This is a genomic window from Legionella saoudiensis, from assembly GCF_001465875.1.
GTDB lineage: Bacteria > Pseudomonadota > Gammaproteobacteria > Legionellales > Legionellaceae > Legionella > Legionella saoudiensis.
The window spans coordinates 106,966-119,548 of the sequence record NZ_LN901321.1; the positions used below are offsets into that span (position 1 = coordinate 106,966).

Sequence of the window (12,583 nt, forward strand, 5' to 3'; positions counted from 1 at the left end):
TAATGAGCAGTTCCAATCTGCAAAATGAATGGGCTTCTTCCTACTTGTCTGGTGGAAGTATGGCTTACGTTGATAGTCTTTATGAAGATTATCTTGCTGACCCTAACTCGGTTTCTGCCGATTGGCGAGCAGTATTTAGCGCCTTACCTAAGGTTAATGGCTCTAATCAAGAGCTATCTCATCGTGATGTTCGCGAATATTTTTTGCAGAATGCAGACAAGAAGGCTGCTCATGTCGTTCAATCGGGAGATAGCCATCAGTATGAAGTGGCGAGTTTAATTAATGATTTCCGCTCCCTAGGACATCTTGCGGCAAACCTCGATCCTTTAGAAATGACCGAGCGTCCGAAAGTTCCTAATTTAGATTTGAATTATCATAATTTGACCAATGTTGATAAAAACCGCAAGTTTTTTGCCGGTACTTCATTTAATGGGCCAGAAATGCCTTTAAATGAAATCTATGAAGCCTTACGCGAAACTTATTGTGGCAGCATAGGCATTGAATACATGCATATTTCCGATACAGCAGAAACCTCATGGTTACAGGAAAAAATGGAGTCTGTACGTGGACGAGCTACTTTCGATGCTGCAAAAAAAATGGAAATTTTAAAAGACTTAATTGCTGCTGACGGTTTAGAGCGTTATTTAGGTACTCGCTATGTGGGACAAAAGCGCTTTTCATTGGAAGGCGGTGACTCCTTAATTCCAATGATGAAAGAAATTATTAATTGCGCAGGCAAGGATAATGTAAAAGAATTAATCATTGGTATGGCGCATCGTGGGCGTTTAAACGTACTAGTTAACGTTTTAGGTAAAGAACCTAGCGTGCTTTTCCAAGAGTTTGAAGGTAAAATCAAATACGAGCGTACTGGTGATGTGAAATATCATCTTGGTTATTCTTCTGATATTAAAACAGCTTCAGGCTCTGTGTTACATTTAGCTTTAGCTTTTAATCCATCTCATTTAGAAATTATCGGCCCAGTAGTTGAAGGTTCTGTGCGTGCGCGTTTGAATCGACGCAATGATCTAGAGAAGAAAGACTCGGTTGTACCTGTTGTGATTCATGGAGATGCTGCTTTTGCTGGCCAAGGCGTGGTGATGGAAACCTTTAACTTTTCTCAGGCCCGTGGCTATTCAACAGGCGGTACAGTCCATATCGTTATTAACAACCAGATTGGTTTTACTACCAGCAATCCTTTGGATGCGCGCTCTACTCTTTATTGTACTGATGTTGCGAAAATGGTGCAGGCACCAGTTATTCATGTGAATGGGGATGATCCTGAGGCTGTAGTCTTTGCAACTCAAATTGCTTTTGATTTTCGTATGAAATTTAATCGCGATGTGGTTATTGATCTTGTTTGTTATCGCCGTCATGGTCACAATGAGGCCGATGAACCAGCGGTAACACAACCTGCAATGTACAAGAAAATTAAATCCATGCGCCCACTGCGCGAGCTTTATGCAGAAAAATTAATTCAGCAAGGTTTATTAACTGCTAAAGATGCCGAACAACTCGTGGATGCTTATCGTGATGGTTTAGATCAGGGCAAGCCTGTAGTTAACTTAGTTCATGGTGATTATGAGGGTAAATATGCGATGGACTGGAGTCCCTTCATTAATGGGAAGTGGACGGATAAAGCAGATACCACCATTACTAAAGGCGACTTGCAAAAACTTACAAAGCAGCTACATGATTTGCCAAAAGGATTCTCTTTACATCCAGTAGTGCAGCGTTTATTAAGTGAACGTGAAAAGATGACTGCGGGTGAATTGCCCATGAATTGGGGGTATGCAGAGACTTTAGCCTATGCAAGCTTAATCCATGAAGGTTATGGTGTACGCTTATCCGGTCAGGATTGTGGCCGTGGAACCTTCGCACATCGTCATGCGGTATTGCATGATGTGGAAACTGGTGAATCCTTTACTCCTTTAGAACACATTGCTAATGGGCATGGCCGAGGTTTTTCTGTAATAGACTCGGTGTTATCTGAAGAAGCGGTATTGGCATTTGAGTACGGTTATGCCTGCTCGGAGCCTAACTATTTAGTGCTTTGGGAAGCTCAGTTTGGTGACTTTGCTAACGGTGCGCAAGTAGTTATTGACCAGTTTATTAGTTCTGGTGAACAAAAATGGGGTCGTTTATGTGGTTTGGTTATGTTGTTACCACATGGTTATGAAGGACAAGGACCTGAACATTCATCTGCTCGTTTAGAGCGTTTCATGCAACTTTGCGCGCAGCATAATATACAGGTTTGTACGCCAACAACTCCGGCGCAAATCTTCCATTTATTAAGAAGGCAAATTATTCGTGATTTCCGTAAGCCATTGATTGTAATGACTCCGAAGAGTTTATTACGTCATAAGTTAGCTGTTTCCCCTCTAGAGGATTTATTTAAAGGCAAGTTCCATACAATTATTCCGGAAATTGATGCTTTAGATGCAGAAAAAGTAACGAAAGTGGTGCTTTGCGGCGGAAAGGTTTATTATGACTTATTACAAATGCGTCGTGATAAAAAACTGGATCATGTTGCCATTGTACGAATTGAGCAAATGTATCCATTCCCTAAAAAAGCGCTTATTGCCGAGATTAATAAGTATCCAAATGCTAAGGACGTGGTCTGGTGTCAGGAAGAACCCCAAAACCAAGGCGTGTGGTTCTCTTCTCAGCATAATATGAAAGATTGTTTACGCCCTGAGCAATCATTGCAATACGCAGGACGAGAATTTGCTGCAGCACCAGCAGTAGGTAGCCCGGCCTTGCATGCACAACAACAATTGGCACTCGTTGAACAAGCGTTGTTGGGATAAATTTTAGGCTATTGCTGTCTGGTATTGGCTCCAGACAGCGCTCTCTTTAAATGAATTTAATAAAATAAGAAGGTATAACCATGTCTATCGAAGTCAAAGTACCTGTGCTGCCTGAGTCGGTTGCTGATGCAACTGTTGCTGCTTGGCATAAAAAAGTAGGTGATAAAGTTACTCGTGATGAAAATATATTGGATCTGGAAACAGATAAAGTAGTTCTTGAGGTGCCAGCTCCTGCAGATGGCGTGCTCAGTGAAATTCTTTTCCAAACGGGTGACACGGTAACTTCAGGTCAACTCCTGGCAAAAATCACCGAAGGTGCTGCAGCTCCTGCGGCTGCTGAGACTAGTTCTAAGCCAAGCGAAGAAAAGCCTGCCGCAAGCAGTGCAGAAGTAAGCGCTCATGAAGATAAATCAACTAGCCCCGTTGTACGTCGTATGATGGCAGAGCATGATTTACAACCTGGACAAATTCCAGGTAGCGGTAAAGATGGTCGCATTACAAAAGATGATGTTCTTTCTTATATTGAATCCAACCGCGGTAAAGCAGCTCCAGCTGCAAGCAAGCCAGCCCCTGCCCCAGTAGCTGCAATGGGCGCTCGTGAAGAACGTCGTGTACCGATGACTCGTTTAAGAGCAAAAATTGCTGAGCGTTTACTCGAAGCACAACATAATGCAGCAATGTTAACTACGTTCAACGAAGTTAACTTAAAAGCAGTAATGGATATGCGTGCTCAATATAAAGACAGTTTTGAGAAGAAGCATGGCGTTAAACTTGGATTTATGTCTTTCTTCACTAAAGCAGTTGTTGAGTCATTAAAGCGTTTTCCCGCAGTAAATGCGTCTATTGATGGTCAAGATGTCGTCTATCATGGCTTTTATGACATTGGTATTGCGGTATCAACCGAACGCGGATTAGTAGTTCCTGTGATTCGTGATGCAGATCAAATGAGTATGGCTGAAATTGAACTGGCAATTAACGATGCTGCAAGCCGCGCTAGACAAGGTAAATTGTCTATGGAGGAAATGCAGGGTGGTACCTTCACTATTACCAATGGTGGAGTTTTCGGTTCATTATTGGCAACGCCAATTATTAATCCTCCACAAACTGGTATTCTTGGTATGCATAAAATCGAAGACCGACCTGTAGTTGAGAAAGGTGAGATTGTTATTCGACCAATGATGTATGTCGCTTTATCTTATGACCATCGTTTAATTGATGGAAAAGATTCCGTACAGTTCTTAGTGAGTGTTAAAGAGTTATTGGAAGATCCTGCTCGTCTTTTACTTAATGTTTAATAATCACAATTAACAGCAAGCCCGTGTTCGCGGGTTTTGCTTTTTTATAAAGGTAATTGCAATGAATTTACATGAATACCAAGCCAAACAATTATTTGCTAGCTATAACTTACCTGTACCCAATGGCCAGGTAGCTTACACCGTTGAAGATGCGCTTCAAGTTGCTTCTCAATTATCCACAAAGCGTTGGGTTGTTAAAGCGCAAGTGCATGCGGGTGGCCGCGGAAAAGCAGGTGGTGTTAAATTAGTTTCTGATCGTGATGAGTTAGCTGCTGCTGTTAAAGCCTTACTCGGAACTCGTCTGGTAACATATCAAACAGATGCACACGGACAACCTGTAAATGCAGTATTGATTGAAGAAACATGTGACATTGACCGTGAATTATACCTTGGTGCTGTTGTTGATAGAGCAACGCGTCGTGTAGTAATTATGGCATCCACTGAAGGCGGTGTCGAAATTGAAAAAGTAGCTGAAGAAACTCCTGAGAAAATCTTCAAAGTGGTTGTGGATCCATTAGTAGGCGTTATGCCATTCCAAGCACGTGAAGCTGGATTTAAATTAGGTCTGAAAGATGAGCAAATCAAGCAATTTACTCATTTGATGATGGGCTTGGGTAAAATGTTTGTTGAATGCGATTTAAGTTTATTAGAAATTAATCCTTTAGTTGTTACCAAAACAGGACAGTTATTGTGTCTGGATGGAAAAATCAATATTGATGGCAACGCTTTATACCGCCAGCCAAAATTGAAAGGCATGCGCGATACGTCACAAGAAGATGAACGTGAAAACCGTGCCAGCGACTGGGAGTTAAATTACATTCCTCTTGATGGTTCAATTGGTTGTATGGTTAATGGCGCAGGCTTGGCCATGGCGACTATGGACGTAATTAAGCTGCATGGTGGTGAGCCAGCAAACTTCCTGGACGTAGGTGGTGGCGCAACCAAAGAGCGTGTTAGTGAAGCACTAAAAATTATTTTATCTGACGATAAAGTTAAAGGTATTTTAGTGAATATTTTCGGCGGTATTGTTCGTTGCGACCTCATTGCTGATGGTATTTTGGCGGCAGTAAAAGAAGTCGATGTTAAGATCCCTGTGGTTGTTCGATTAGAAGGGAATAACGCTCAATTAGGTGCTGACATTTTAAATAAGAGTGATTTAAACGTAATTGCTGCAACCAGTTTAACTGATGCTGCGAAGAAAATTGTGGCAGCCGTTGCTTAATTAATTGATTGCTATAGAGCGATTGCTTGCAGTTTGAATCTGCAAGCTTAAACTAAATTTCGAGGTCAACAATGAGTGTATTAGTTAATAAAGAAACCAAGGTACTGTGTCAGGGATTTACTGGCAAGCAAGGAACTTACCATTCAGAACAAGCGATTGCGTATGGAACGCGTATGGTTGGTGGGGTAACTCCAGGTAAAGGTGGGCAAACGCATTTAGGTTTACCTGTATTTAATACTATGCGTGATGCGGTAGAGGCAACTCATGCTGATGCAACAGTGATTTACGTTCCAGCACCATTTTGCAAGGACTCCATTATTGAAGCTGCGGATGCAGGAATTAAATTAATTGTTTGTATTACTGAAGGTGTCCCTGTTCTGGATATGTTGGATGTTAAAGTTTACTTAGAGAACAATACTGATGCTCGTTTAATTGGACCAAACTGCCCAGGAATTATTACTCCAGGCGAATGTAAAATTGGAATTATGCCTGGTTCAATTCATCTACCAGGTAAAGTAGGTATTGTTTCGCGTTCAGGTACTTTAACTTATGAAGCCGTAAAACAAACTACAGATAAAGGATTTGGACAAAGTACTTGTATTGGTATAGGTGGTGACCCCATTCCAGGAACTAACTTTATTGATGCATTAGCTTTATTTGAAAAAGATCCTCAAACTGAAGCTATTATTATGGTTGGTGAAATTGGTGGTTCTGCAGAAGAAGAAGCTGCTGAATACATTAAATCTCATGTAAGTAAACCGGTTGTATCTTACATTGCCGGTGTTACTGCTCCTGCGGGCAAGCGCATGGGGCATGCTGGCGCAATTATTTCTGGTGGTAAGGGTACTGCTGCTGAGAAATTCGCTGCTTTAGAAGCTGCTGGCGTAAGAACAGTACGTTCTCCTGCTGATTTAGGCGATGCTATAGCAGAAGTAACTGGCTGGTAGTACCGCCGTTACTGCCACGACGTGTAGGTTGGGCCAGGGGTCCAACCTGCATTATAACCATCATCCTTAAATTTAGGCTGAATGGCGCTATTCAAATGGATGTAACCCCATGACTAATTTTCGAAGTATTGCTGACATAAGACGTGATTATGGCGAATTAAAGCTAGAAGATCAGGAAATTCCCCAGGAGCCGACTGAACAATTTCACTTATGGTTCACTGATGTTTTAAAAAATGAAACCAATGATCCTACCGCAGTGGTACTTTCTACTGTAGATGGCAATGGCCTTCCTGATTCCCGAGTTGTTTTATTAAAAGGTTTGGAAGGTGGAAATTATATTTTTTACACCAATTATCAAAGCAACAAAGCCATGCAATTGCAAAAGACACCTTATGCAGCCCTTAATTTTTATTGGCCACAAATGGCAAGACAAGTTCGCATTCGTGGCAAAGTGCAGAAGGTAAGTCCAGAGCAGTCTGATGCCTATTTTTCCTCCAGACCTGTAAAAAGTCAATTTAGTGCGATCGCATCCCCGCAAAGCCATGAAATTTCCAGCAGGGAAATGTTAGAAAAAGCCCTAAACGATTTGATCCAACAGCATGGCCAAAAGCCCATAATTCGACCCGAATATTGGGGCGGATATATGGTTATCCCTGATGAAATTGAGTTCTGGCAAGGAAGAGATAATCGCCTGCACGATCGAATTCATTATTACCGGCAAGAGGGCAACTGGCTACATCACCGCCTGGCACCCTAACGGCAAAATTTGCCGGCAACACATTGATGCAATGATACTTACTGAAGAGAAACTTCTCCCAGGGCTTTTCCGCATTCAACAGCCTACACCATTCCAATTCCTTTCACATGAGGGGACTCCTCCCTAGAAAGGGATCTAGTTGTAAGCAACTAGACTATGACAAGAAAAATCACATACTATTCAATAAGTTAAAAAAATAAATTTTCTAAAATAAAAAGTTGGCCCAGTAATTGCATCTATATATATAGAAATCGTAAACTGATAAGGACCATGATTTTTGAAGAAATTGTCAAAAATGAGTAAAGGTTTCTAATTTGGCTGTTAGCAGTATTTTAAAGTCGTAAAATTGCTTTAAGTGCAGAAATTATCGGCATGAGAGATAAAAAATTGCACATAGCTTTAATTATAATACAACTTGGAGTATCACAGTTGAGCTTGGGAAAATACATACAGGATACATAAAATTGAGGGTACAATCATGAACGACATTACTGCCTTACTACCACACATTAAATTACGTTTTAACATCGATCATCCAAGCTACGAAGAGAGCTATGCCTTAGGATATGATTGTGCGTTAGCTTATGCAGCTGAAGAAGATAATCCTTTTCCAAAAGGATCTAAAGAAGCTGAGCATTGGTTAGAAGGATGGTGGGATGCGTTATCTGGTGATGAGCCTTTATTCGATATCAGTGCTTATTCACAAGAAGAAACCTCTTTAGCGCCAGAAACGGCTGCGAATGATCAGCAATATTGCCAAAAGCATAGTTTCCTATCCTTGGTAATTGAAATTAGTGGAGCAATAGCCGCTTCAGCATTTGTTGGATATCAATTATTTGAGTTGGTAGCCTAGTCAGGCTACTTACTCAGCGAGCGCTGTTCATGAGCGGTAGAGTTGGTTATAATTTGCCTTTTACCGGATCAAAACACGCTGATGAATGCACTCGACAATGCCATAAAAGAAGCGCTTATTTCTGCTGGAACATCAAAAGAAGCAAATAAAGCCTACCTAGAATTTATTAAAGCCAACTTTATTATCCCAGTAGAGAAACATAGCGAAGGGGAAGAACCACGAGTCTTATTTCTCCAGGAGGGAAATGAGCTATTTCTTCCTGTATTTACTGAGATGACATATCTTGATGCTTGGGCTGTAGAGATTGCAACGGAAATTGATCTACTTAAACTATCAGGTGTTGATTTGCTCAAAGGTTTAGGAGAGCAGGTTACCGTGTGTTTAAATATTGGTAGTGAAATTTATAAAGAGTTTAATCCTTCCGAAATTGCAAGAATGCGCTCTATGGTATTGAAGTTTTTTAAAAATTAGCAAGTGTCCCTTATCTTTACCCCTGTAGGATGCCCATGGTACTACTACTTAAGCTCCAAGCAGGAAGTGTAGGCTGGTGCTGTGCATCGCGAAGCCCAGCATGGATGGGGCATTGAGCCTGGGCGCTGGGCTTCGTTGCACTCAGCACCAGCCTACAAAATCCCTTAAGTAAGTGCCATTAGGCTACAGCCAATGCCCTTTCTTTCGTGCTGTTCTATCCTCAGGAATGGCTTAAGGTTTCTCTGAAATTACCAATCACAACAATGTTGAAATAAATGCCAGCAGCAGTATAATCCTAGGATAATTTCAGTTATTCTGAGAGGAAAAATGCCGATTCCTCTGTAGTTTTAGCTACAGAAATTGGTGGCTTTGTTCAACTCAATAATCTAGTAACGACATTGTTGAATGTATGGATTTAGAACAAGTTACTATGAATCAGGTAAATAGGAGTTTTGTTTTTGGAGTATCTAGCCCAGCAATAATTCTTTGCTTATGCTTATAAAACAAGGCGAATTAGGGCTTTATTGAGTAGAGATTTATGAATAAAATGCATAATGCTAAAGTAGAAATCTATAATCGCAAGAGTTATCTAGGAGTTGCTTGGTTAGTTTGGGGTTTAGCTGCTGCTTTTTATTTTTCCGATTACATGGCGCGTGTTGCTCCAGGGGTTATGCACCGCTACCTACAAATGGATTTTGGAATAAATGAGGCTGGCTTTGGGATTTTAACCGCTTCGTTCTATATTCCTTATATTCTCATGCAAATTCCAGTGGGTCTTACTGTTGACCGTCTAAGTATTCGTGGATTATTAACCGTAATGTCTCTAGTTACTGCCTTTGGTTGCTGTGTTTTTGGCCTAGCTGATGGACTACTTATGGCATCAGTAGGACGAATGCTAATTGGTTTTAGCGCGGCATTTGCTTTTGTTTGTTCATTACGATTAGCAACTTCATGGTTCCCACCCACTATGTTGGGATTATTAGCTGGTTTGACTCAATCTTTGGGAATGTTAGGGGCTGCAGCAGGGGAAGCTCCAGTATCCTTTTTAGTAAGTAACGTAGGTTGGCGTCACAGTATGCTTATTATTGCCTTCTTATTTATTGCTCTGGCTGGTCTTCTTTATCAATTCGTGCAAGATACTCCGGCGGGACACCGCAGTGACGCCCATTCAGTTAATCGAATAAGTATTTTGCAAAGCTTAAAAATTATTTTATCCTGCCGCCAAACCTGGTTTAATGCATTATATGCCGGGTTTTTATTTGGACCTACAGCAGTAATCGGTGAGTCAATTGGACCTGCTTATTTGCAATTTGGTCATGGCTTAGGGGCTCATGCTGCAGCTTTTGCTACAGGTCTGATTTTTATTGGCTGGGGGATTAGTGGTCCTCTTTCTGGTTGGCTGTCTGATAAAATGGGCCGCCGTAAACCGCTAATGATTATTTCTGCCTTATGCGGAATAGTTTTGACTTCTATCTATGTTTACAGCCCCTCTTTAAGCCAGAATTACGCGTATTTTATCTTTTTCCTTTTCGGTTTGACTAATACTGGGGTTGCTATTGCTTACGCAGTATCCACAGAAATTCATCATCGTAATGTAATTGGTACTTCGATTGCCTTTACAAATATGATCTCTATTTTTGTCGGTGCATCCTTACAGCCCTTGGTAGGACGTTTAGTGGATATGGTATCAGGTGTTCGTGCCTATAACGTAGAAACCCTCTTGTTGTCTGATTTTCAAGCGGGTTTAAAAATATTACCTCTATGTTCTTTAATCGCGCTCATCTTAGCGCTACTGGTCAAAGAAACCTATTGTAAGCCTATGGAGCACGCTTAATCTCCAATTCATAAGCCTGGTTGTTTGCAAACCAGGCTTTCTTTAATGTCAAAAATCAAGAACAGATCCGGGTTGTAAACTACCCAGCTTCGTTACTTCTTAGGGTTCTATTTTATTCTTTATTTTCAACCACTAGTTTGTCGCACAATAAGACTATTTACTGTTATACTCTAGGCTGTAATTCGAATTACTAACATGGAGAGCACAATGAAAAAATTGGCAGGATTAATAATTATCCTGGCCGCTTTGGTTTTAGGCGGATATTATGGTATGGGCGTTCTAACTGAAAAAGCGATTAGAAACAATATTGAAGTAATTGACCAATCGAATGGGTTGCGAGCAGAAATCAAGCAATATAATCGAGGTTGGTTTAGCTCAGAAGCTCAGATCCAATGGCAGCTACATATTCCTGAACACGTAGTAGACACAAATGGGACTACGCAAACTGTTCCTGCACAAGATTATTCAATGGAAATGCCTTTAACGATTCATCATGGTCCCGTTATTTTTGCTAATAACTCAGTACGATTTGGACTTGGATATGCTGAGGCAGTGTTTCCATTCCCGAAACAATATGCGGATCAATTTAATGCCAATTTCACGGCAGAATCAACTAAACCACAATTAGATTTAAGTATCTTTGTAAATTATTTTAATCAAAGCACATTGGATTTTCACGTTCCTACGTTTAATTTAGTTTCCAAAGAGGGTGGTCGTGTTAACTGGTTGGGATTAAATGCGACAACAAAAATATCCCCAGGAATGAAAAAAATTGATGGTACTGTAGTTGTCGATGGTGTTCGTCTGACTAAAGATGATGCTCAAGTTGATTTAGGTAAAGTATCTAGTGATTATGACTTACATGAAACAAATTCTGGCTTGTATTTAGGTGATGCGAATTTTAACTTGCCTGCATTTAATATTCAGGTTAAAGGACAAAAAATATTCGAAATTGCTGATTTATTCTTTAAATCAAAAAGTGATATTGAGCAGCATTTATTTAATACAAGTTTTACCATGACGATTAAGTCAATTTTAGCGAATGCGAAAAATTATGGTCCAGGTGAGCTTGAAATTTCTGTAAGGAATCTTGATGCAGATGTATTGGCAAAAATTAATCAGCAAGCCAATGCAATGCAAAATGGTACCGAAGAACAGCGTCAACAAGCAATGATTGCCTTGCTTCCTGAACTGCCTAAATTATTCAACAAAGGTGCTGAACTTGAGATTTCTAAACTCAACTTCAAGATGCCGGAGGGGACAATTAATGGTACTTTGCTTCTTTCCTTGCCTAAGGATGAAAATGCTAATCCATTTGAATTAATCCAAAAAATTCGTGGTAATGCTAAATTGAGCGTTCCTGCTGCTACAGTAAGAGAGCTAATGAAGCAGGCAGTAGCTCAGCAAATGGCAAAACAACCTAATGCTCAGCCATCAGTTGCTAAACAGTTAGGCGCTCAACCAACTACTACGCAACCAGGTCAAGCGGCAACACCACAGCCAGCTCAACCTGCATCAGTGGATCAGCAAGTTGAACAACAGTTAAATACGTTAAAACAAGCTGGTTTAATTGTTGAAAAAGGCACTGATTATTTCATTGAAGTAACTTTAGAACAGGGCAAATTTATTGTTAATGGTAAGCCCTTTAATGAATCAATGTTAAAGTTTTAATTTGAATTCATTTTGTCAAAAGAGGGGAAATTGTCACTTCAATTTCCCCTCTTTATTTTTAAACGAGTCACTAGATGCCCCGCGTTTTAAAGCTCCCTTATCTATTACAATGAGTTTAGGATATTAAGAGCCAAAGGATTCGTATTCTATATTGATTTAACGTAGTTTTTTCAATTCGACCCTTGTCTGACAGGGTTTGATTCGGTAATATACTGTTTTTAAAAGGAGGAGCTAATAATAATGACAACAATCAGTAATGAAGTAGTGGATAACACCGCTTCACTAGCCGAGAGCGTAACACATTCAGTACAAAAATATTTTTCAGAGCTTAAGGGAACTGATCCTGTTGACTTATACCAGTTTGTACTTGAAGAAATTGAGACACCTTTATTTCGAGCAGTAATGGAACACTGTAAGTACAATCAGTCACGAGCTGCAATTATGCTGGGAATTAGTCGTGGAACATTAAGAACTAAGTTACGACGTTATTTTGACGACAAATATGTTGGTACGCGTGATTAATTGCGCAAGAGCAAATGAAAAAGGGAGCTGAGGCTCCCTTTTTCATTTGCTAAGTTTAGTGGCTTGTTGCTTGCAAGCGAGATAATTGTACACATTCACGCTGTATGTATTCTATTAAAATTAAATAAAAAACTGCTGTCATTGCGGACAAAGTGAAGCAACCCAGTACTGAGTCTTAACGAAGCATCGTTCTGGGTTGCTTCG

General features: G+C 40.4%; 10 protein-coding genes. All 10 read left to right on the forward strand.

Translation table 11 applies throughout. The annotated features are described in order from the left end of the window. Window positions 1-2: 2 nt before the first annotated feature. Window positions 3-2,807: a 2-oxoglutarate dehydrogenase E1 component gene (locus BN3124_RS02890; RefSeq protein ID WP_058533372.1), complete on the forward strand. Its 2,805-nt coding sequence runs from the start codon at window positions 3-5 to the stop codon at window positions 2,805-2,807. Window positions 2,808-2,887: 80 nt separating this feature from the next. Next, window positions 2,888-4,102 carry a 2-oxoglutarate dehydrogenase complex dihydrolipoyllysine-residue succinyltransferase gene (odhB, locus tag BN3124_RS02895; RefSeq protein ID WP_058533373.1) on the forward strand — a complete coding sequence of 405 codons (1,215 nt, stop codon included), beginning with the start codon at window positions 2,888-2,890 and terminating at the stop codon, window positions 4,100-4,102. A gap of 61 nt (window positions 4,103-4,163) precedes the next feature. Further along, window positions 4,164-5,324, forward strand: a complete 1,161-nt coding sequence (sucC, locus tag BN3124_RS02900) for an ADP-forming succinate--CoA ligase subunit beta (protein ID WP_058533374.1) — start codon at window positions 4,164-4,166, stop codon at window positions 5,322-5,324. 71 nt (window positions 5,325-5,395) lie between these two features. Beyond that, window positions 5,396-6,271, forward strand: a complete 876-nt coding sequence (sucD, locus tag BN3124_RS02905; RefSeq protein WP_058533375.1) for a succinate--CoA ligase subunit alpha — start codon at window positions 5,396-5,398, stop codon at window positions 6,269-6,271. A 109-nt stretch (window positions 6,272-6,380) separates the two neighbouring features. Beyond that, window positions 6,381-7,028, forward strand: coding sequence for a pyridoxamine 5'-phosphate oxidase (gene pdxH, locus BN3124_RS02910; RefSeq protein ID WP_058533376.1), 648 nt, complete (start codon window positions 6,381-6,383; stop codon window positions 7,026-7,028). Between the two features lie 478 nt (window positions 7,029-7,506). After that, entirely contained in the window at window positions 7,507-7,881 is a 375-nt protein-coding gene (locus BN3124_RS02915) for a hypothetical protein (protein WP_058533377.1), read from the forward strand. A gap of 81 nt (window positions 7,882-7,962) precedes the next feature. Continuing rightward, window positions 7,963-8,352: an SseB family protein gene (locus BN3124_RS02920; RefSeq protein WP_058533378.1), complete on the forward strand. Its 390-nt coding sequence runs from the start codon at window positions 7,963-7,965 to the stop codon at window positions 8,350-8,352. A gap of 538 nt (window positions 8,353-8,890) precedes the next feature. Beyond that, window positions 8,891-10,186 (forward strand): MFS transporter, encoded by a 1,296-nt coding sequence (locus BN3124_RS02925; RefSeq protein WP_058533379.1) that lies wholly within the window; start codon window positions 8,891-8,893, stop codon window positions 10,184-10,186. Between the two features lie 207 nt (window positions 10,187-10,393). Beyond that, a complete protein-coding gene (locus BN3124_RS02930) occupies window positions 10,394-11,857 on the forward strand; it encodes a YdgA family protein (RefSeq protein WP_058533380.1) in 1,464 nt (487 codons plus the stop codon). A 240-nt stretch (window positions 11,858-12,097) separates the two neighbouring features. Further along, a complete protein-coding gene (locus BN3124_RS02935; RefSeq protein WP_058476721.1) occupies window positions 12,098-12,379 on the forward strand; it encodes a helix-turn-helix domain-containing protein in 282 nt (93 codons plus the stop codon). The last annotated feature ends 204 nt before the right edge of the window (window positions 12,380-12,583 follow it).